Genomic DNA, 22,758 nt, shown 5'->3' on the forward strand with positions numbered 1-22,758 from the left:
GGTTAATGGTAACGCGATAATGTATTTATTGAAATGCATTAGTTGTGCTTTTAAATACTTTAAAAGCCAATTTATTGTTTTTTATGTCTAAAAAAACATGACGGATATCATGTTTTTTTAGACATATCAATGGTACTTTTGTGACTTTCAATTGACAATATGAGTGCAATAATAATACTCCTGATCATAAGCCTCTTTGTTGCAGGCGGTTTTCTGTTTGCTTTTATATGGTCTGTAAAAAGTGGTCAGTTTGACGATGACTACACACCCTCTGTCCGAATTCTTTTTGATTCCAAAGAATCTTCTGAAGAAGAAAATAACTAATAAAAACTATACGAAACATTAACTACTTACTTAATTTATATGGAAATTGAAAAGTTCTCCTATGACAACCGGATAGTTAAGCAATTTGCAAATGCTACTATTTTTTGGGGAATAGTAGGAATGACCGCTGGTCTGTATGCTGCTTTACAATTAGTATTTCCGGTACTTAATCTCGGGCAATACTTTGAGTATGCAACTTTCGGCCGTTTACGTCCGGTACATACAAATGCTGTTATTTTTGCATTTGTTGGTAACGGTATCTTCATGGGCGTTTATTACTCGTTGCAACGACTTTGTAAAGCCCGCATGTTTAGCGATACGCTAAGTAAAATTCATTTTTGGGTTTGGCAATTAATCATTGTTGCTGCGGCAGTTACCCTTCTTCTTGGATACACTACAGGAAAAGAGTACGCAGAGCTTGAATGGCCTATCGACATTGCAATTACTTTGATCTGGGTTGTATTTGGTATCAACATGTTTGGAACCATTATTAAACGCAGAGAAAAGCATATTTATGTGGCGATTTGGTTCTACATCGCAACTTTGGTAACGGTTGCAGTTCTGCACATCGTTAACTCTGTTGAGATTCCAGTATCTGCATTTAAAAGTTATTCATGGTATGCAGGGGTACAGGATGCTTTAGTTCAGTGGTGGTACGGACATAATGCTGTTGCATTTTTCCTTACAACACCATATTTAGGTTTGATGTATTATTTCTTACCTAAAGCGGCTAACAGACCTGTTTACTCTTACAAACTATCTATTGTACACTTTTGGGCCCTTATTTTTATCTATATCTGGGCTGGCCCTCACCACTTATTATATACGGCTTTGCCTGACTGGGCTCAATCATTAGGCGTAGTATTCTCCGTTATGCTGATTGCTCCATCATGGGGTGGTATGTTAAACGGTTTATTAACATTACGTGGTGCTTGGGATAAAGTACGTGAAGAACCTGTTCTTAAGTTCATGGTTGTTGCTTTAACTGCTTACGGTATGGCAACTTTTGAAGGTCCGATGCTTTCTCTTAAAAACGTAAATGCAATCAGTCACTTTACAGATTGGACAGTTGCTCACGTTCACGTTGGGGCATTAGGTTGGAATGGCTTTTTAACATTCTCTGTATTATACTGGTTATTCCCTAAGTTGTTCAAAACTCAACTATACTCTAAAAAATTAGCGAACTGGCACTTCTGGATTGGTACTTTAGGTATTATCTTCTATGCGGTTCCATTATATTGGGCTGGGTTCTTACAGGCTTCAATGTGGAAAGAGTTTACTGCAGAGGGTGTATTGAAATATGCTAACTTCTTAGAAACGGTAAAAGAGATCATTCCAATGTACGCTACTCGTGCATTAGGCGGTGTGCTATATTTAGCAGGTGTTATAATAATGACTTATAACCTTATTAAAACAGCAAAATCCGGTTCTTTTGTAGCCGAGGAAGCAGCAGAAGCGCCTGCATTAGCTAAACATGAGGCACATGAGCATGAGCACTGGCACCGTGTACTTGAACGTAAACCTATGTTAATGTTGGTAGGTAGCCTTGTTGTAATTCTTATCGGAGGTTTAGTTGAAATGATTCCTACCTTCCTGATTAAATCAAATGTGCCTACAATTTCAAGTGTAAAACCTTATACACCACTTGAGCTTCAAGGTCGTGATATTTATTTGCGCGAAGGTTGTTATAACTGTCACTCGCAAATGATTCGTCCTTTCCGTGATGAAACGGTGCGATATGGTGAGTACTCAAAAGCAGGTGAGTTTGTGTATGACCATCCATTCCAATGGGGATCAAAACGTACCGGACCAGATTTACATCGTATTGGTGGTAAATATCCTGATTCATGGCACTATAATCACATGATGGATCCTTCATCAATGGCTCCAGGTTCAATTATGCCTCAATATCCTTCGTTACTTGACAAGCAGTTAGATATTTCATCAACACCTGCTAAGATCAGAGCAATGCAGACATTAGGAGTTCCTTATCCTGCAGGTTATGATCAAAAAGCAAATGATGATTTACATAAACAAGCTGGCGAAATAACAGAACGATTGAAAAAGGATGGTATTGAAACCAAGAGTGATCGTGAAATTATTGCCCTTATTGCTTATCTGCAACGCATGGGAACAGATATTAAAGCTGAAGGTAAAGTAGCTGAAACTAAATAATAACAAAGATGAAATTTATCAACTATCTCGAATCTATATCGGGTGTGGGTGTTTACCCAATGATTTCATTCATGATCTTCTTCATATTTTTTATCGGTTTGGGAGTATATGTTTTTAAAACTCCCAAACGATATATAGATGAAGTGAGCAATATCCCTCTAGATGGGACAGACATCAATTAATTAGAAACACTTAAAACAGTTTGAGAATGAGATTCCGAACTTTTAACATACATTCAAAAATTAAACCAATTCTGGTTTTATTACTTTTCTTGTTTGCAAGTAATGCTGTATTTGCAACACAAGAATTAGGGCAGTTTGGATCAGGAGCTGGAACTCCTGCACCAAGTACCTCTGGTGGTACAGGTTCTTCAGATTTAATGTTCTACTCATTGGTAGCAGCTATTGTAGTAGAGTTATTGGCTATTTTAATTCTTGCCTTTGCAGTCTTAAGACTAATAAAAGTATTCTATGGAATAAGTAGCAAACAACTTAAAGCTGCAGGGGTTGAAGTTGAAGCAGAAGCGAAACCAAAAGCAAAATGGTTCTCTTTTGAACGATTAAATAAATCAGTTCCTATTGAGAGAGAAGGTGACTTGTTGATGGACCATGATTACGATGGTATCCATGAACTGGATAACAAAATGCCACCTTGGTTTTTATGGTTATTCAGAGTTACAATTTTCTTTGCTATTGTATATCTGGGTGTATATCATATTTTCAAATCAAGTCCATTACAATTAGATGAATACAAGAATGAACTTGCTGTAGCAGATAAGCAATTAGAAGCGGTTCGTAAAAATGCAGCTAATCAGATAGATGAAAATAGTGTTACAGTAATTTCTGACGGTGCTCAAATTAAAGCTGGTGAAACAATCTTTACATCTAACTGTGTTGCTTGTCATGGTGCAAAAGGAGAAGGAGGAGTAGGCCCTAATTTAACGGATGATTATTGGTTGCATGGCGGTGGTGTAAAACACATTTTCAAGACAATTAAGTATGGTGTTCCAGAAAAAGGTATGAAAGCGTGGGAACAGGATTTGTCACCATCTCAAATTCAAGAAGTGGCAAGCTATATCCTGACACTGCATGGTACGAATCCTCCTAATGCAAAGGAAAAACAAGGAGAGTTGTACAAGGATGAAGCAGCCGCTAAACCAGCAGACTCAGTACAGTCAACTGCAAAAACTGATTCATTGAAAACCACCAAAATGTAATAACATAAAAAATAAATAATGTCGATAGAAAACAATCAGAATGAAGAGGCCGAAAGTTTTAGGGATCATTTAGCAACTGTAGATGAAACCGGCAAGCGAAAGTGGATATATGTTCAGGAACCTAAAGGGAAACTGTATAACTATCGAACTATTCTGAGTGTTTTCTATTTGATTGTACTTTTTGCCCTTCCATTTCTTAAGGTCAATGGGCACCCGCTTTTTCTATTCAATGTTCTTGAACGTAAGTTCATCCTATTTGGTGTTACATTCTGGCCACAGGATTTTTTCATCTTTGGCGTTGGAATGATTACCTTTTTGGTCTTTATTGTATTATTCACAGTTATTTTTGGCCGTGTTTTTTGTGGTTGGGCTTGTCCGCAAACCATTTTTATGGAAATGGTATTTCGTAGAATTGAGTATTGGATTGAGGGTAATAATAATCAACAAAGAGTACTGAATAACGGGCCATGGACTAACAAGAAGATTTTCAAAAAGACACTTAAGCATACTATCTTTTTTGCAATTTCCTTTTTAATTGCCAATATATTTCTTTCCTACATTATTGGTATAGACGAGCTGATAAAGATTATCAGTGAACCGGTAAATTTGCACATGACCGGCTTTATCGCTATCCTGGCATTCTCCTTTGTTTTTTATGGTGTATTCGCCTATATGCGTGAGCAAGTTTGTATTGCCATTTGTCCATATGGACGTTTGCAAGGAGTTTTGTTAGACAAAGATTCTGTTGTGGTTGCCTATGATAGAGTGAGAGGTGAAGATCGCGGGAAATTTAGGAAAAATGAAACGAGAACTATTGGCGATTGTATTGATTGTTACCAATGTGTGAAAGTTTGTCCAACTGGAATAGATATCAGAAATGGTACCCAGTTAGAATGTGTTAACTGTACAGCGTGTATAGATGCTTGTGACCATATGATGGACAATGTCGGGTTACCTCGTGGATTAATTCGTTTTGCATCTGAAAACAATATCACCAAAAAAGAGAAATTTTCGATAACACCACGTATAAAAGCTTACTCCGCTGTTTTGGTGCTGTTGATTGGCGCAATGGTGTTTATGCTCGTAACACGTAAGGATTTAAATGCTACTGTTACAAGGGTAGGCGGAATGCTTTATCAAAAGCAGGATAACAATAGGGTAAGTAATCTATATAATATCAAGTTACTGAATAAAACTCAGCATAATTTGCCAATTGTATTAAAAGTAGAAAATGCAAATGCTGAAGTTAGGGTTGTTGGTAAAGAGTTGTTAGCAATAAGTGAAAATACGGCTAACGGTACATTTTTTATTATTTTACCTAAAAAAGAGATAAACGCACGAAAAACCGAACTTCAGATCGGCGTTTATAGTGGTGAAAAGAAAATTGAAACGGTTAAAACCTCATTTATGGGGCCATTAAGTGAGTAAAATAATTATATCATGAAACTAGGTTGGGGAACAATTACCGCTTTATTCTACTGTTCATTTGTAGTGTTTATGTTAGGTTTGGTATACCTGGCAATGCGGGAGAAATTTGAATTGGTAACGCCTAACTACTATGCTGAAGAATTAAAGTATCAGCATAAGATTGATGCTGCAAAAAATGCCAATCAGCTAAGCGAAATGACTGATATTCAAATTGTCAATAAATCCGTTACAATTAATTTACCAAAGGAGTTTGATGGAAAGGTTGTTACCGGGCAAATTTATTTTTTCCGTCCTTCAGACGGAACCAAAGATTTAAAAGTTGAACTTAAGCCTGATGATTCAGGCAAACAAGTGATTACCAATAGCTCATTTATTAAGGGCTTATACAAAATAAAATTGGATTGGAAATGTGATGGGAAGGATTATTTTCTTGAACAGAATATATTTTTTCAATAGAAAGTATCTTTAATCTGACTAATGTTAGAAGCGTTCATATTTGGATTTATAGGAAGTTTTCATTGCATAGGAATGTGCGGACCTATTGCTATGGCCTTACCCATCAGCTCCAATTCATTACCGAAACGTATTGCCTCAATCTTTGTATATAATTTCGGACGAGTAATTACCTATGCAGTTATCGGATTGGTCTTTGGGCTAATTGGCTTAGGATTTAAGCTTGCCGGCTTTCAACAAAGTTTATCCATTGCGTTAGGTTGTCTGATACTTTTAATTGCACTTGCACCTCATTTAAAGATCAACCGTTTCTCAACGGATAGTTTCTTGTCAAAACCAATCTCATTTATACGAAGATCTATTTCGAAATTATTTAATCAGCATAGCCTTGGTGCATTATTAACGATAGGGTTGCTAAATGGACTATTACCTTGTGGTTTTGTTTATTTAGGCATCATTTGGACCACCTCTTTAGGCAGCTCAATTGATGGGATGTTATTTATGGTATTCTTTGGATTGGGCACAATTCCTGCAATGTTAGGCATAAGCTTAATGACAGGTTTCATAAGCATTAATTTTAGAAATAAAATCAAAAAAGCAATTCCTGTATTAATGGTTTTAATGGGAATTTTACTGATTGTTCGCGGCATGGATCTTGGAATTCCTTATTTAAGTCCACATATTCAAAATCTACAGGCAGAAATGCCTTCTGATTGTCATTAAAACAAAAAGCTCCGAATGTTCGGAGCTTTTTTGTTTTAATGCTTACTTGGGCAATAGAACTGTATCTATTACATGTATGACTCCATTTTTTTGGAAAACATCTGCTTGAGTAACCCATGACACATCACCCTTTTCATCTTTTAACTCAATTCTTTTCATATCGTTGCTCATCATAGCTGTTAATGTTTCACCATTTACAGTTTTCAAGGTGGTTTTTCCTCCACCTGTTTTTATAGCTTGCATTAATGCATTTGAATCCATTTTACCTGGCACAACATGATAAGTTAATACTTTGGTCAAAGTTTCTTTGTTTTCAGGTTTTAATAGATTGTCGACTGTGCCCATTGGCAACTTTTCGAAAGCTTCATTGGTAGGAGCAAAGACGGTAAAAGGTCCTTTTCCCTTTATGGTCTCAACCAAGCCAGCAGCTTTTACAGCAGCAACTAAAGTAGTGTGATCTTTAGATTTCATGGCATTATCTACAATATCCTTTGTTGGATACATTGCAGCACCACCAACCATCGGGTAATTTTGAGCTTTAGACATTACAACACTTCCTATTGTTAATGCTAATACAAGAATCATTTTTTTCATTTTGAGTTGATTATAAGTTTCATGATTCCGATTAATGGGCCCGTAGTTAACCGAATTCTACCTTAATTACGAAACTTATTCAACGCTGGATTTTTAATTTTTCAAAAATAATTAAGTACTAAAAAAGGCGTTAATTTCAATTAACGCCTTTTAAGTTTTTATTTTTCAAGTGAAATTATTCTTTAACCATTCCTTGTATTGGTAAACCAACACAACCGTTTGGTTCCTGAATATCCAATAATGCGGCCAATGTTGCCGAAATATCTACAATTTCAGTACGTTGCGTGGTATATTTTGGTTGAATCTTCCAGCCATACCATAACAATGGAACATGTGTATCATTTGTATATATACTTCCATGAGTTGTTCCCATCATTGAGCTACCTGACATCCAGTTTGGCTTTTTCATGACGTAAACATCGCCTGATCGTTTAACGTTCATACCATTTTTTATTTTTCCAAGTTGATAGTCAGGAACAAGGTTAGCACTCAAGTTATGCAGATCAACAACATTTGCAACTCCTTCCAATTGCATGATGAAAGCCTTCGTAAGTTCAAATACTGTTTCATATTTAACGCCTTTGCTTGCTAATAAATCATTGTTGAAATAGATTTGATCGTTAATTGCATACTCAATCCATTTACCCTCACCTAATTTCTCTTTTAAGTGAGTATCCAAGGCTTTACCAATTTTTCTATCGTCTTGCATACCGGCCGGAATATTAACACTTTGATTGAATGCAGCAATGTTAGCAACTCCATGATCTGCAGTTAAGAAAACCAGCACATTGTCTTTTCCTAAATAACTGTCTAAATAAGTTAAAAGCTGTTCAATGTCTCGGTCTAAACGAATGTAAGTGTCTTCAGCTTCAATTGAGTTAGGACCGAATGAATGCCCAACGTAATCAGTTGATGAAAAACTTACGGCAAGGAAATCAGTGAATTTACCTTTTCCTAATTGTTCGTTTTTAAGGGCATCTATTGCGAAATCTTTAGTAATGGTATTACCTCCTGGACTGGTTCTTAAAACCTCGTAATTGGCTATTTTATGAGGAAAAACCGGAGCTTCTTCTCCAGGTAATGAACGTTCATAGGGTTGATTATCCGAAGTACTTTCAGTGTAGTCTGAAAGAGGCAATAGGGGAGTCCATGGTTGTTTTAAATATTGATCTGCCGGGCGTTTATCGTTTACTGTTTTAACCCAACTTGGAAGCTCTTTCATATAATAGGTACTGGTAATCCAATTTCCGCTTGCTGAATCAAACCAATAAGATGCATTAGCTGTATGTCCTGCAGGCAAAATTGAACCGCGATCTTTTTGTGATATACCGATTACTCTTGAACCAAAATTTGTTGCCAGACGCAATTGATCAGTAATAGTTGTTACTAACAAATTACGTGGTGACATCAAACCTGCTTTTGAGGTACTGCCAACAGTGGAAACTGTTGTGTCTTCAGCGCAATACATAGACTTTTTTGAGTCACGGTCATACCAATCGTTTCCTGCAATTCCATTAATTGCCGGAACACTCCCTGTATAAATAGAAGCATGCCCCGGGCCTGTGTAAGTTGGAACATAACTATAATGGTTATTTTTGCAGTTATAACCTTCTTGCATTAATCGTTTAAATCCACCTTTTGAATATTTGTCGTAATAGCGATATAAATAATCAAAACGCATTTGGTCAACTACTATTCCTACAATAAGTTTAGGTTTTTCAGGAGTTTGTTTTACATTTTTTTGCGCAAATGAAGTAAAACTGGAAGCCACAAACAGAATCATGGCTATAGGGAAGTACTTATTCATTAATTAAGTTGTGTTGTTAAAGATTAATGAGCTGGTAACTCTTAAATAACTGTTTCTTTCAAAAATAGAAAAGATCGCCTCTTTAAAGGCAATCTTTTCCATTAAATATTCTTTAACAATGTAAAAATATTAGTAAGCTTAACTAGCTGCTCTAATTATCATCACACTATTATTACCAGCCACCGCCAGAAATAAACAATCCGAAATAAGGTTTAGGATTGTAACGTTGAAATGGAATTGCATAATAAGGTTCAATTACAGCATAACCAAATAAGTTGATACGAAGCGTAATACCCGAACTAACGATTGGCGAAGCAGTTCCAGGAACATGTTGCCAAGAAAATTGAACATCCTGTCCTTTAGACCATGCTAAACCTCCATCAACAAAGAAGGCAAGATCTGAAAATAGAAATCCTGATTTTATTTTTGATAACTTTTCAGGGCCTGTTAATGGGAAGCGAACCTCAAAATTGGCTACTGCCATATGATCACCCAATAAGTCGTTTGGATCAACACCTGTTTTACCATCCGGACTAAAGTTATCATATAATGAATTGCTGTTGTAGCCTCTAATTAATTGGTCATAACCCAGGTATACCGGATATAATGCTCTTAAATCTTCTGTTTTGCCGTAACGACCGTAATACATTCCGCGGAATGCTACTGTCCATGGTTTAAAATATAAATACCTTCTATAATCAACGGTTGCTGAAGTGAAGTTATAGGTACCCATTGTTTGGCCAATCTGGAATCTGAAACGCTGCCCTTTAACAGGAGCTGTTAATCCAAATTGCGAATTATCGCCAACATATGCACCTTGTACTGTTACCAGGTCAAACGGTGTAAAGCCTAGGGCTTTTGAATCCATTTTGGTTCTGTTCTGACCTAAATAGTATCCCGTTGCAGCATCATAATAATCACTGAATTTATCTATTCGATAACTGTAGTGGTTAAAACTTGTATTTAATTCCCAGCGCAAAGTTTGAGAAATAGGGTAGTAGGTATATAAGGCTAACTCTTCAACAAAAGTGCGTTGCTTATAGAAAGGATATTCAACTATTGTTTCAGAAGCATCCGTGTAACTCGGATTACCGTAGTATGCACTAAAATATGGTGTGTGCGAAACCCCTACACCCCAGTTTACTCTTCCTGCACGATTAAGGTAAGTTACTCCACCACCAATATCATAAATTTCACCGTTTACCTGAGCAACTGCATATAACTGGTTCCTATCCAAGATATCACCAAATAAGAAACCAATACCTCCTGCCACACCCGTTCCATATTGCGAATTATAGCCAACACCAACACCGCTTTGAGCAACAGTTACCAAGCTAAATTTAGGACGGTACGGTGCTTTTAAATAATCGGCGTCTTTATAAGGAATACTAATGTTTTCCAGGTTTTTAGATAAAACGCTTTCCTTCGGTAAGTCGAAAGGAGGGAGTAAGGAGGCTGTAAAATCGGTTACCTGAGGGTCTACCTTAAATTTAGGGAATTCATCTGCGGCAGCTTTATATAAGTTATAGTCACCGTGACGGAAAAGACAATAAGCAATTAAATCATTTTTACCACTTACACTAAATGCAGGAGCATCTTCAGTAATACCACTGATACCTGTAAAGTATTTAGTAAGCTTATTAATTTCTTTTGTATCTATATTGTACTCGTATAAGTTTCTTAAACCATCAGCATTAGAAAGGAAGAACACCTTTTTATCATTTGCTGAAAATTGGGCATTGAAATTATTAGCACCAGGGAAAAAGTTTAACACTTCAACGATTCCTGTTTCTACATTTAATAAACAAATTTTATAAGAGCCGAATTTAAGTTTAGCCAACTCTGTATCAGAACCTCTGTCTGATGAGAAAACGATAGTTTTTCCATCGTGAGACCAGCTTCCATGGAACTCAGAATAATAATCGTTGGTTAATCGTCTGACTTTTTTGTTTTGAATATTATAAATGAAAAGATCTGATTTACCCTCGATCATAGCGGTAATCAGCATTTTCTGTCCATCAGGAGACCATGAAGGGTTTGAGAAATAAGGCAATGAATGAATCTTGATCTCTTCGAGCGTTCTTCCTGAACGAACATCAACAATAACAAGGACGCTCTTTCCTTTAATCATAACAATGTAGGCATATTTAGTGCCGTCAGGCGACCATGTTCCGGCATCCTGAATGTAGTTATAATCATCTACGTGTAGTTTTTCCGCTTGTGATGATAATTTTCTAATTACACGACCGGTTCTAACATCAGCAAGAAAAAGATCAATTGAAAAAAGGTTTTTTTCACTGAAGAAGGTTACAAAATTACCATCAGGGCTTAAAACAGGGGAGATGTTCATTTCCCCTAAATCTTCCTGACGTATAAGTTTTTTACCCACCAATGCAATTGTATCTTGCATAAATGGCTTATAATTTTCTATTGTTCGTGTTTTCCACATGTTCGACATTACCTTTTCTTCGTATCCTAAGGTACTGTCGACCGCCATTTGATAACCAAACTTGGCGGTGTTAACAAATAATGGTTTTACAACGGTGTCGCCCCAAACACCCGCAACATACGCCCAAAATGCTTGTCCGTAACGGTATGGGAAATATTTATTAGTGGTTGTTAAATCTCGTAGGCTAGGAAAATCTTTACTTACTACCGCATCCCGCATCCACATTGCTGTATGTGAATCCTTTCTTCCTAAAGAAAGGTACTCCGCCATACCCTCAACCATCCATAACGGTAAATTTTGGATATTATAAAGACTTAATGAGTCGGCAGTTTTTAAGATATCATATTGAAAAGCATGCACCAACTCATGGCCTAATACGTGGTCTGTTTGGGAGTTTGCTTCAAAGAAAGGCATGAACACACGGCCACGATAACCTTCAGTAACACCACCTGTTCCCTGACCAATGTTTTCACTTGAAAGCGTGGTTTGAGAAAAATCCGAGTGATTGTTATAGATCATGATCGGATTTTTATTATCAAATCGATGTTCCAATACATTACGATGACGGTAATACCAACGTTCACTTAAATCAGCGAACTTGCGAATCACGGTGTCATTTTCCATGTAGTTATAAATGTCGAAATGGGGAGTCTTTAAAAGTTTGAATTTAAACTTTTCATACTGCACCTTGTTTCTTCCAAAATATTGAGCTTTTGATGTATAGCCGGTAGAGAGTAGAATTAACGAAACTATTAGCGTTAATAACCGTTGAGTGTAGCGACGATGCATGTTTGGAACGTTAAATATTATCACAAAAAAGTTTAAACTGTGAGTTAAGTTGTTATTAGATAAATCTTTTGACTCACGGTTTAAACATATATACGAAAAAAAAAGCTAAAATGAAACTTAAAAGCCTGTAATAATACTGTCTGGTAATGTTTCATAGTCAGTATCAACACTATCTGTGCCAGATGTGGTGTCTCTTCTTGGTACTGAAGTTGGACAATAGTATTTTGTAGCTATTTTAACGGTTGGTTTTGGAAATTTACCCATAGTTATACCTAGGGAAGGATCGCCATATATTTTCTCCATGTATTTTCCGAAAATTGGAAGCGCTGTTTTTGAGCCTTCACCATAGGCACTTGACATAAAGTGTATATTTCTGTCTTCACATCCAACCCATGTTCCGGTAATTAAATCTTTTGTCACACCCATGTACCAACCATCTGAATAATTAGAGGTGGTTCCGGTTTTGCCGCCAATTTCATTGCCTTTTTTAAACAGGTCATATTCCCATAAAGCCTGAGATGTTCCTCCAGGCTCTTGAATACCACCTTGAAGCATGTAAATCATTAACCAGGCAGTTTCTTCGCTTAAAACACGTTTCAACTCAGGTTTAAATTCTTTAATCAGCTTTCCTTCTTTGTTATATATTTTGGTGACTAATAGCGGTTTAGCATACATACCTTTATTTAGAAATACTCCATATGCTGTAATCATCTCAAATAATGAAACATCATTAGATCCTAATCCAACGGAAGGGACTGATTTTAACGGGCTTTCAATCCCGCATTTATGGGCATATTTTACAACATTGTCCCATCCGACTTTTTCGGTTAGCTGAGCGGTTACTGAATTGCAAGAGCGACCCATTGCCCATCGTAAAGTCATATCATAACCAGTAAAATGCCAGTCTGCATTTTTTGGTGACCAACTTTTCTTTTCACCGTTTTCGACATAATTAATGGTAACAGATTGATCCTTAATTTTATCACAAGGAGACCAACCATTATCCAAAGCCGTTAAGTAAACAAATGGTTTGAATGTTGAACCTGCTTGACGTTTAGCTTGAATTACGTGATCAAATTTGAAATGATCAAAATCAATACCTCCAACCCATGCTCTAATGTGCGAAGTTGAAGGCTCAAAAGTCATTAAGCCAGTTTGTAAGATCTGCGAGTAGTAACGCATAGAGTCCACTGTAGAGAAAGTAGTATCACGATCACCTTTCCAGGTGAATACGGTCATTCTTTTTTTCTGGTTAATAGCCTCATTGATCGAATCGATATTTCCTTTATATTTTTTGGTTAAGGCTTTATATACAGGCAATCGTTCTACCATGGTTTCCAGGTAATTCGGAATTTCGTTTCCTTCTTCATCAGTCCATGGGTTCTGACTTTGCCAGTAACCATAAAATCTGCGTTGCAGATAAGCCATTCGGTCAGACACCGCTTCTTCTGCATATTTTTGCATGCGTGAATCAATGGTGGTATAGATTTTTAAACCATCAGCATAAATATCATAATCGTTTTCTTTTGCCCAATCTTTGATCCAGTTAGCTACAGCGTTCCGGATATAGGAATCTTTCTCTTGCTTATTATCTTCTTTATAGCTTAAATCCAAGAAAATAGGTTGAGTTGACAATCTCAAATACTCATCCTTCGGCAAATGATTGTATTTATTCATTTGAGAAAGAACAACATTTCTTCTTTCTTTTGATTTTTCAGCATTGGTTATCGGATTATAAGTTGACGTAGCTTTTAACATACCAACTAATACCGCAGACTCTTCTGTAGTTAGCTCATTAACTTGTTTGTTAAAATATTTATTAGCCGCCACTTTAATTCCGAATGAATTATTACCGAAAGGGACTGTATTCAAGTACAAGGTTAATATTTCATCCTTTGAGTAAACCATTTCCAGTTTAACTGCTGTTAACCACTCTTTTGTTTTGTAAATAACAGTCTTTATAAAAGGTATATGGGTTAGCAAACCAAAAGAACGCTCTCTTCGGGTTTGATAAAGGTTTTTAGATAATTGTTGCGTGATGGTACTGGCTCCGCGTTTGTCTCCGCTTAAAGTTGAAAATATACTTGAGAATAAAGAACGGATGTCAATGCCGGAATGCTGGTAGAACCGCGCATCTTCTGTATCAATAAGGGCGTTTTTTAAGTTTGGTGGTAAGTCTTTAAACTCTACAGGTGTGCGATTTTCGGTGTAATAACGACCAATTAACACACTGTCGGCCGTATATAATTCTGAAGCTGTTGCTAATGGCGGATTCTTTAAATCGCTGAAACCAGGTGAATATCCAAACAACCACAGAAAATTAAGATCAACTGCTGCAAAGAATAAAATAATGAAGGTAAATAAATATATGAGAGCTTTGATAAACTTATTTTTGGGTAGAAAACTGTTAATTTTCTTAAAGAAATTCCTGATTGAAGATATAATCTTGTTGAACATCAGATGGTTAAATTTAATTGATTTGTCTTACAAAGTAAGGCTTTCTTTTTTTTTACAAAAATTAATTTTTAATACTAAAATGAGGTATTAATGCCCTACAAGTAATCAGTTAATTTACTAAAAAGTCTTCTATTTATCAGCGTGTATTTTCAGGATAGCTGTTCCTTTGAGTAGTAACTGTCTTAACCCGAATGGTTCGGATTGTTCTACTAATAATTATTCTATTGTTTCTGGGATTGTTTATAAATAGTGACCAGTTGTTAATGTATTTTTACGTTTCAAACAGTAAATAGAAAACATCATTTTCATGGATTTTGGTCGCGTTGATAATATTGATAGTATAGATTTTACACTTCCTCCTGATCATTTAATGACAACGGAAGTTTTGCAGAAATCTGATAAGAGAACTCCAAAAATTTTTGTTGGTTGCGCGAAATGGGGACGACCGGATTGGGTAGGTAAGATCTATCCGAAGGGAACTAAGGAGGCTTCTTTTCTAAAAGAATATGTTAAGCACTTTAATTCCATTGAATTAAACGCGACTTTTTATCGAATATTTGATAAGAATGTTGTAGAAAAATGGCAGGAAACAGCGCCGGATGGCTTTAAATTTTCTCCGAAATTTTTTCAAACGATAAGTCATATAAAACGACTAAAGGACGTAGACGAGCTAACAAAGGCTTATTACGAAAGTATTGAGATATTGGGTGATAAGCTTGGAAGTTGTTTTTTGCAGTTGCCCGAAAATTTTGGACCTAAACATTATGCATCCATAGAATTTTACCTTAAAAACCTAAGAAAGGATGTTCCTGTGTTTTTAGAACTGCGAAGCAAGGATTGGTTCAAATCGTCGACAGAAAGTAACGAAGCTTTTGAATTCTTCAGGGAACAAAGAATAGGAATGGTGATTACGGATGCAGCGGGTAGGAGAGATTGTGTTCATCAGCATCTTACAACTCCTGAGGCTTTTATTCGTTTTGTTGGAAATAGTTTGCATCCAACCGATTATCAACGTATTGATGAATGGGTTCAACGAATTAAAAGGTGGTTGGATCAGGGCTTACAGACGCTCCATTTTTTCATGCATCAACATGAAGAATTCTACTCACCAGAGTTATGTGTATACTTAATTAAGGCATTAAATAAAGAATGTGGTTTAACGTTAACGGTTCCGGTTTTAGCGTATGAAAAACAAAAAGACATTTCTAGTACTTTATTCTAAGAAATGTAACAGTTTTATGCTATAAAATCCGGTGTTGACTTAAATACGTTCATTAACTCAAAATATATGTTATGAATTATTCATTTTCTAGTTTTCGAAAAGTAAGTCTTTTGAGTTTATGTACGCTGTTATTTAGTCTAAGTGCATGTGCGCAAAAGCAAGAGACAAAAAAAGTTAAACCTTTAGCCTCAAATAATGTTTCAAATAGTATGAATGATAATCCAAATAAAACAATCGATACCGTAATCTTTGGTGCTGGTTGCTTTTGGTGTGTTGAAGCTGTGTTCCAGCAATTAAAAGGTGTTAAATCGGTTACATCTGGATATATGGGAGGACAAACACAAGATCCTACTTACAAGCAAGTTTGTACCGGAATGACAGGACATGCTGAAGTTGCTCAAATTGTTTATGATCCACAAATAATTTCTTACACGGAACTGCTGGAAGCGTTTTGGAGCAGTCATGACCCAACCACTTTAAACCGTCAGGGAGCGGACAGAGGAACACAATATCGATCGGTTATTTTCTATGAAAATGATTATCAGAAAGATTTAGCTGAGAAATACAAAAAAGAATTAGATGCATCGGGTGCTTTTCAGAATCCAATTGTGACTGAGATTAGTCCTATTTCTACCTTCTACAAAGCTGAAAATTATCACCAAAATTATTACAATCAGAATAGTGAGGAACCTTATTGTCAGATTGTAATTGCTCCTAAATTGGAGAAGTTTAAGAAAGTGTTTCAGGATAAGTTGAAGCAGTAGTATAGTTGATGGTTCATAGTGCTATACCATGAACTATGATCTATGATCCATTTCACTTCACCAACTCAAAAACAAGAAATTGCGTTTTTTGATAGGTGGCAAAGTTGTTATCAGATACCAATACAATAGTTTTGTGTCCGTTTGGAAGTTTAGGGCCAAAGGTGATGCCTTCTACATTATCGATGCTTGTGGGTAATGAGGCCAGATCATATGTTAGCTTCTTGGTTACTGGGGTAAATTGTTTGTTCGTTAACGCATTTATGTCTTTTACATTTGTTGCATTGTTTAAATCTACCTCATAAATACGCACTGAATTTGAAGGGATTGCACCAACTGCAAACGAGCGTTCCATCACATACAACTTAGTTTCACTGATTGCTAAAATCTCGTCAACGCCATTTACCTTAAAATCAGTAGATATTAATGGAGCCGCATGTACTTTGTCAAGTTTATAAGCATATTGTGCCACAACCTCTTTTGTAGCCCTGTTGATTTTAGTAATTCGGATCCATGACTGAGTTTCTTTTACATCAGCTCTTGGCCCATCCTGGTATAAAGGCTCTTCATTAGTTATGAAAATGAATTTTTCGTCCTGACTTAAAGTTACTCCCTCTAATGAACCATTTTGGCGCATTCCATAATCTGTTTTATACATTTTATAGATGGTTGGGATCGGATAATCTTTAATAAAAGACCCATCTTTATTCATTTCCATTAAGAATGGATCAATATAAATAGAATCACCTTTAGCAGTAACTTTTCGCTCACCTTCGCTTGTCCAAAGTAATGTTTGGGTTGAATTAACATAACGAATAGCTTCCGGATCAGGAACCTTCGTTTCATCCTGGGTTTTATTTGGGAACAATGTGCCGTCTTCCTGTTTTAAATAATTAACAGCATTAATACGGACACTATCAAATGAATTTGGTTGAAAATAAAGTTTAGCTGAATAAAATCGAGCAGGTTCTTTATCAGAACGATCGTCACAAATAATATAATACAGATCATTTGTGGCATCGTAATCAATACCGGATAAGCCACCAACAGTTGTGTTATTAAACTCCAGATCATTAGGGAGAATATATTCACCAATAAACCGCCAACTTTTTGCCAATGTAGTGTCCTTAAGAGTCTGATCGTTAACGTACATACTTTTGCGGCAAGAAACGATTATAAAAGATAGAGTGATCAGAACAAAGGATAGAACGTTAGTTTTGGATATTTTCATCACAAGAAAAATGTAGCACTAATAATTGGAATCAAAGGTACAAAGAGGAACTGATTACTTTAGTTATTGAAGTAATAAAACAAAAAAGCTATTAAAATGAACAACGGTTCATTTGTTGAAAAGAAACATTATTTTAGCTGTCACTAATGAAGCAATATTTATGACAGAATATTCAAAACCGATAACAATCCGCTGGGCTGATCTAGATCCTAATTTCCACGTTCGACATTCAGTTTATTATGATTTTGGGGCACAGATCCGTGTCGATTTTTTGGCCGATAATGGTGTGACTCCAAAATTGATGATTGAAAAACATTTCGGACCTGTTTTATTTAGGGAAGAAGCTGTTTTTAGGAAGGAAATAAGATCAGGTGATAAGCTTACTATTAACGTAAAACTACAAAAACTTAGGGAAGACCATTCTCGGTTTACAATGATCCATGAGATAAAGAGAGAAGATGGAACCTTGTGTGCTAAAATTACTGTAGACGGTGCCTGGATGGATACCCATCTTCGCAAGTTAACTGCACCTCCTGAAGAAGTTGTTCAAATGACGGATGCCATGCCTAAGGCAGAGGATTTTGAGTGGATGTAACGATTCAAAAAATCCAGCCTCGGCTCAGCCCGAGACTGGATTTTTCTTTTTTATTGAATCTTAAATGAATCCTGATCTTTTAAGAAAGGGAATGCTCTTCTCACAAACTCTAACGTTTCACCAGATAATTCAATTGTGAAAATATCTTCATCATGAGCCTTATGATATAGTATTGCACCGTCCGGAGCAATGATCATACTATCTCCGCTATGATATATTTCATTGCCATCATTTCCTACGCGATTTAAACCAACTACAAAGCATTGGTTTTCAATTGCACGGGCAGGCAATAATGTTTTCCAATGCAAAGATCTGCGTTCAGGCCAATTGGCCACATTGATATATAGATCATAAGGCCTATCTTTTTCATTCCTTGCCCAAACTGGGAAACGCAAATCATAACAAACCATCGGGCAGATTGTCCAACCGTTCAATTCAACCATTAATCGACTGCTTCCAGCAGCATAAGTATCATCCTCCTTTCCAAGTCCAAACAAGTGGCGTTTGTCATAGGTTTCAAAACTACCATCAGGACGCATCCAAATCAAGCGGTTATAAAAGCGGTTTTGATCTTCCACTATAATACTTCCGGTAATAACAGCATTCATATGTCCAGCCATTTCAGCCATCCAGCGGACCGTTTTTCCTTTCGTCTGTTCAGCGAGCATAGCCGCATTCATGGTAAACCCAGTACTGAACATCTCAGGCAGAACAATCAAATCTGTTTCTTCCTTAATGGATAACATTTTCTGCCCAAGCATTGAAAGATTAGCATCAATGTTTTCCCAATAAAGAACTGTTTGTATAATAGTGATGGTAAGGTTATTTTTCATTTTTTTTGATGATTACACTGATTATTGGGATGATTACACCGATTTCTTTTTTGTTGCTTGGATTACACTGATTGATTTGATGATTACACCGATTCAATTAATAAGAAATCCATCAATTTAATTCAATGATCTGTGTAATCATTAAATATTGGTGTAATCCCAAAAAATCATATTTTAATTAATCGTTCGATAGCTCTGTCTAATGTTTCTTCTTTTTTAGCAAAGCAGAAACGAATAACTTTATTATCCGTTCCGCTGGTATAGAATACGGAGGTTGGAATAGTTGCTACTCCAAACTCTTTGGTAATGCGCACTGCAAAATCGTAGTCGCCCTCATTCGAGATTTTATTGTAATGAGCTGTTTGAAAATAGGAGCCACCGACTGTCAATAAATTAAATCTTGTCGCCTTCATTAAGCTTGCGAAATAATTACGTTTTTGTTGATACATTTCTTTTACTTCAAGATAGTTATTAGGATTGGCCATAAAATCAGCAATGGCATACTGAATAGGAGTGATGCAAGTGTAAATTGCAAACTGCTGTAATTTCCTTATTTCTGCCATTAAATAAGCCGGACCCAATAGATAGCCTAATCGCCAACCAGTTGTATGAAACGTTTTTCCAAAAGAAGATACGATCAAACTGCGTTCGGCTAGCTCAGGATATTTGGCCATGCTATGATGTTCTTTTCCATCAAAAACAATGTGTTCATACACCTCATCACTTAAAATAAGAATATCAGTATCTTTAGTAATGTTGATCAGTTCATCAATATCATCCTTACTTAAAATAGTTCCGGTAGGATTGTGAGGTGTGTTGATCATGATCATACGCGTTTTGTGCGAGATCAGTTTTTTAACATTATCCCAATTGATCTTATAATCTGGTGGCGTTAATTCTATCGGACGAGGAATACCCCCATGAACGCGAATATTTGGCGAATAACAATCGTAAGCAGGTTCAAAAATGATGACCTCATCACCATCTCTGATCAATGCTTCTATTGCAGCATAAATGGCTTGTGTGCCTCCTGCGGTAATTGTGATTTCTGTATCCGGACTATAAGTTCGCCCAGTTAATGAAGCAGTCATTTCAGCAATGCGCTCACGCAGTGGCAATATACCAGCAGTTGGTGCATATTGATTCATTCCTTTCTTCATGTATTCGTTTACCAAACTGATAAGCTGCGGTGACGTAGGGAAATCAGGAAAGCCCTGAGCAAGATTTATCGCGTTGTATTCATTGGCTAAACCCGTCATAACCGGGAAAATAGAAGTGCCGGCATTGGGTAATTTAGAGTTAACAGCTATCATAAATTGGCAATGGTTAGGAATAAATTATTTCCAAAAACTATATTTACAGTTTGGTATTGTAGCTATGGGTTATAAATAATCAATAAAGAGTTGTGTTACTTAACTTGCTACAATAAACAAGGCCCTAAAACTATAATTTTAGTATGAAAAAAGGTATTCTTTTAATTATTTGTGCTGTATTTTTACTTGGATGCGATTCAAGTTCCAATAAATCAGGCAAAAGAAAAATTGCATTTATTGATGCATTTGAAGATGCAACACTAGCCCAGGCAAAACAGGGGTTTTATGATGCATTAAAACAAGGTGGGTTTGAAGACAAAAAGAATATTGAAATCATCTATAGCAATGCGCAAAACAATATTCCGACATTAATTCAAAGCATAAATTATGCTGTTAGTCAGAAAGTTGAGTTAATGGCAACCAATGCAACGCTGCCAACTATCACCGCTGCACAACGTCAAAAGAATGTGCCAATTTTTATGATGGTTTCATCAAGTCCAAAAATGGCAGGTTTAACAGATTCAAGAGGCTTACCTCCGTCAAACTTGTTCGGAATTTATGAAGAGTTGAATTACATAGACACCTCTGTAGCCATCATTAAAACATTAAAGCCATCTGTAAAAAGACTAGCAGCCATTTATAGTCAGTCCGAACCACAATCAGTTGATGCATATAACCGTATTGTAGCACAGGCAAAAGCATCGGGCATGGAATTGATCGCTTTACCTGTTAGCAGCTCGGCCGAAACACAATTGGTTGTTGAATCATTGCTGACTAAAAAAGTGGATGCATTTTTTGCGTTGCCGGATAACAGTGTATTTGCTTCGTTTGAGACAATAGTTAGGAGCTGTGATAAAGCTGGAGTGCCAATTTTTACAAGCGAAGCAGGACTGGTAAAACGCGGCGCAGTTGCGGCTTTTGGCGCTGATCTTTACCAATGGGGATTTCAAGCTGGTGAACAAGCTGTTAAGTATTTAAAAGATCCACACACTAAATCTTTAAAGCCCGAAATTGTTAAAGTGCGTAAAAGAGTTTATAATCCGCAGGTTGCTGCAAAATATGGAATTAAAGTAGGAGAGGGATTTGAAGTAGTTAAATAACATTAATTCATGTACTAGACATTAACCTAATTGCCGTTTGTTAAAGCAAGCGGCAATTCTTTTGAAAACCATAACAGATAATTCGCAATTCCCCCTTTACTTTGCCGTTTTAACACCCCTCGAAATAGTTCCTTTCTTAACAATTTAGCCTTAACAAATTTTAGTTAACAATTTAAAATAAACGCTATGAAAAAGGACAAATTAATTTTCTGGATCGCAACTGGTTTCATCTTTTTATTCGATGCTTTAATGCCAGCTCTTACTTCTCACACGGAGATCGCAAAAGAAGGAATTAGACATTTAGGTTACCCAGATTACTTCCGAATTCAATTAACAGTTTTTAAAGTTATGGGTGGATTGTTGTTGGTATTACCATCAATTCCTTCAAGGGTTAAAGAATGGGTTTATGCCGGCTTTGGCATTTCATTAATTTCTGCATGTGTTGGACATTGGGTGGTTGATGGATTCGGTTTTCAAACAGTTTTCCCAATAATTGTATTAGGTGTTTTAGCTGTTTCTTACATTTACTATCATAAACTCAATGAAAAACAAATTCATCCATCTTTTCAGTATAAATAAAAACCTTTAATTCAATCTAAAACAAAATTAAATGAATATTTTACTAAGTATTTTGGGTGTTCTTGCTGCAGTAATTGTTTTGCTGCTGATTATAGCTTTGTTTTCAAAGAAAAGCTATACTGTAGAACGAGAAATCATTATAAACCGACCCAATGAAGAGGTTTTCAGTTACATTAAACACCTAAAGAATCAGGATAATTATAGTAAATGGGTAATGACAGACCCTGACATGAAAAAGACATTTACCGGTAATGACGGTAGCATAGGCTTTGTTTATGCCTGGGAAGAGAATAAAAAGGCAGGGAAAGGTGAGCAGGAAATTATGGGTATAAAGCCCAACGAACGCATTGATGTAGAAGTACGTTTTGAAAAGCCTTTTGCAGGTATTGCAAGTGTGCCATTTAGTACTGAAAGAGTTTCTGAGTACCAAACCAGACTTCGTTGGGGCATGACAAGCCAAATGAATTACCCGATGAACCTCATGTTATTATTGATGAATGTAGATAAAATGCTTGGTAACGATATGCAGCAGAGTTTGGTAAAATTGAAGGGTATTTTAGAAGCCTAGTCGCTTTTTATTATTAATGAACAATTTTTTTGCTCCCTAGAAACAAAACTTTTAGATTGTGTTTAGCCCTTAATAGGGCTATTTCACAATGTAAACAATACATTGTACTAACTTGAATTAATGAGTTATTATGGTATTAGT

20 protein-coding genes are annotated in these 22,758 nt (G+C 36.2%); 13 read left to right on the top strand and 7 right to left on the bottom strand.

Going from position 1 to position 22,758, the window contains the following annotated elements; translation table 11 throughout:
• The first annotated feature begins 159 nt into the window (after positions 1-159).
• From ccoS to SOLCA_RS06800, 7 genes are read left to right on the top strand one after another with little or no spacing between them, the layout of a single operon-like run.
• Entirely contained in the window at positions 160-324 is a 165-nt protein-coding gene (gene ccoS / locus SOLCA_RS06775) for a cbb3-type cytochrome oxidase assembly protein CcoS (protein ID WP_014679703.1), read from the top strand.
• 39 nt (positions 325-363) lie between these two features.
• Positions 364-2,499, top strand: coding sequence for a cytochrome-c oxidase, cbb3-type subunit I (gene ccoN, locus SOLCA_RS06780; protein ID WP_014679704.1), 2,136 nt, complete (start codon positions 364-366; stop codon positions 2,497-2,499).
• Positions 2,500-2,507: 8 nt separating this feature from the next.
• A complete protein-coding gene (locus SOLCA_RS22745) occupies positions 2,508-2,681 on the top strand; it encodes a Cbb3-type cytochrome oxidase component FixQ (protein WP_014679705.1) in 174 nt (57 codons plus the stop codon).
• 26 nt (positions 2,682-2,707) lie between these two features.
• Positions 2,708-3,715, top strand: coding sequence for a cbb3-type cytochrome c oxidase N-terminal domain-containing protein (locus SOLCA_RS06785; protein ID WP_014679706.1), 1,008 nt, complete (start codon positions 2,708-2,710; stop codon positions 3,713-3,715).
• Between the two features lie 18 nt (positions 3,716-3,733).
• The gene (gene ccoG, locus SOLCA_RS06790; RefSeq protein ID WP_014679707.1) at positions 3,734-5,143 is read left to right on the top strand and encodes a cytochrome c oxidase accessory protein CcoG; all 1,410 of its coding nucleotides are present in this window, start codon (positions 3,734-3,736) and stop codon (positions 5,141-5,143) included.
• Between the two features lie 12 nt (positions 5,144-5,155).
• Complete coding sequence (locus SOLCA_RS22210) at positions 5,156-5,599, top strand: FixH family protein (protein ID WP_014679708.1); 444 nt, start codon at positions 5,156-5,158, stop codon at positions 5,597-5,599.
• A gap of 21 nt (positions 5,600-5,620) precedes the next feature.
• Positions 5,621-6,319: a sulfite exporter TauE/SafE family protein gene (locus SOLCA_RS06800; protein ID WP_014679709.1), complete on the top strand. Its 699-nt coding sequence runs from the start codon at positions 5,621-5,623 to the stop codon at positions 6,317-6,319.
• Positions 6,320-6,361: 42 nt separating this feature from the next.
• Here SOLCA_RS06800 and SOLCA_RS06805 read toward each other — a convergent pair whose 3' ends face one another.
• The 4 genes from SOLCA_RS06805 to SOLCA_RS06820 all read right to left on the bottom strand — a co-directional run bounded on the left by SOLCA_RS06805 (position 6,362) and on the right by SOLCA_RS06820 (position 14,415).
• Complete coding sequence (locus SOLCA_RS06805) at positions 6,362-6,913, bottom strand: fasciclin domain-containing protein (protein ID WP_014679710.1); 552 nt, start codon at positions 6,911-6,913, stop codon at positions 6,362-6,364.
• Between the two features lie 175 nt (positions 6,914-7,088).
• A complete protein-coding gene (gene pafA / locus SOLCA_RS06810; RefSeq protein ID WP_014679711.1) occupies positions 7,089-8,720 on the bottom strand; it encodes an alkaline phosphatase PafA in 1,632 nt (543 codons plus the stop codon).
• A 172-nt stretch (positions 8,721-8,892) separates the two neighbouring features.
• Positions 8,893-11,958: a PD40 domain-containing protein gene (locus SOLCA_RS06815; RefSeq protein ID WP_014679712.1), complete on the bottom strand. Its 3,066-nt coding sequence runs from the start codon at positions 11,956-11,958 to the stop codon at positions 8,893-8,895.
• Positions 11,959-12,075: 117 nt separating this feature from the next.
• On the bottom strand, positions 12,076-14,415 hold the full coding sequence (locus SOLCA_RS06820) for a penicillin-binding protein 1A (protein ID WP_014679713.1): 2,340 nt from the start codon (positions 14,413-14,415) through the stop codon (positions 12,076-12,078).
• A gap of 307 nt (positions 14,416-14,722) precedes the next feature.
• On the opposite strand from SOLCA_RS06820, the gene SOLCA_RS06825 reads away from it, so the two are divergent.
• Together SOLCA_RS06825 and msrA are read left to right on the top strand one after the other, a co-directional pair.
• The gene (locus SOLCA_RS06825) at positions 14,723-15,637 is read left to right on the top strand and encodes a DUF72 domain-containing protein (protein WP_014679714.1); all 915 of its coding nucleotides are present in this window, start codon (positions 14,723-14,725) and stop codon (positions 15,635-15,637) included.
• A gap of 71 nt (positions 15,638-15,708) precedes the next feature.
• Complete coding sequence (gene msrA, locus SOLCA_RS06830; protein WP_014679715.1) at positions 15,709-16,401, top strand: peptide-methionine (S)-S-oxide reductase MsrA; 693 nt, start codon at positions 15,709-15,711, stop codon at positions 16,399-16,401.
• Between the two features lie 52 nt (positions 16,402-16,453).
• Here the strand turns inward: msrA and SOLCA_RS06835 are convergent, their stop codons facing one another.
• Entirely contained in the window at positions 16,454-17,629 is a 1,176-nt protein-coding gene (locus SOLCA_RS06835; RefSeq protein WP_081479979.1) for an esterase-like activity of phytase family protein, read from the bottom strand.
• Positions 17,630-17,789: 160 nt separating this feature from the next.
• Between SOLCA_RS06835 and SOLCA_RS06840 the strand changes: the two genes are divergently transcribed.
• Positions 17,790-18,224 (top strand): acyl-CoA thioesterase, encoded by a 435-nt coding sequence (locus tag SOLCA_RS06840; protein ID WP_014679717.1) that lies wholly within the window; start codon positions 17,790-17,792, stop codon positions 18,222-18,224.
• Between the two features lie 50 nt (positions 18,225-18,274).
• On the opposite strand, the gene SOLCA_RS06845 is transcribed toward SOLCA_RS06840, so the two are convergent.
• Positions 18,275-19,057, bottom strand: a complete 783-nt coding sequence (locus SOLCA_RS06845; protein ID WP_014679718.1) for an amidohydrolase — start codon at positions 19,055-19,057, stop codon at positions 18,275-18,277.
• A 167-nt stretch (positions 19,058-19,224) separates the two neighbouring features.
• Positions 19,225-20,370 carry a methionine aminotransferase gene (locus SOLCA_RS06850; protein ID WP_014679719.1) on the bottom strand — a complete coding sequence of 382 codons (1,146 nt, stop codon included), beginning with the start codon at positions 20,368-20,370 and terminating at the stop codon, positions 19,225-19,227.
• A 143-nt stretch (positions 20,371-20,513) separates the two neighbouring features.
• Here SOLCA_RS06850 and SOLCA_RS06855 point away from each other — a divergent pair, with 143 nt between their 5' ends.
• The 3 genes from SOLCA_RS06855 (at position 20,514) to SOLCA_RS06865 (ending at position 22,617) form a co-directional block, all read left to right on the top strand.
• Positions 20,514-21,470, top strand: coding sequence for an ABC transporter substrate-binding protein (locus tag SOLCA_RS06855; protein ID WP_014679720.1), 957 nt, complete (start codon positions 20,514-20,516; stop codon positions 21,468-21,470).
• Positions 21,471-21,656: 186 nt separating this feature from the next.
• Positions 21,657-22,049, top strand: coding sequence for a DoxX family protein (locus SOLCA_RS06860; protein ID WP_014679721.1), 393 nt, complete (start codon positions 21,657-21,659; stop codon positions 22,047-22,049).
• Between the two features lie 31 nt (positions 22,050-22,080).
• Positions 22,081-22,617 (top strand): SRPBCC family protein, encoded by a 537-nt coding sequence (locus tag SOLCA_RS06865; RefSeq protein WP_014679722.1) that lies wholly within the window; start codon positions 22,081-22,083, stop codon positions 22,615-22,617.
• Positions 22,618-22,758: the final 141 nt, after the last annotated feature.

Origin of the sequence: Solitalea canadensis DSM 3403, assembly GCF_000242635.2 — a bacterium.
Classification (GTDB): Bacteria; Bacteroidota; Bacteroidia; order Sphingobacteriales; family Sphingobacteriaceae; genus Solitalea; species Solitalea canadensis.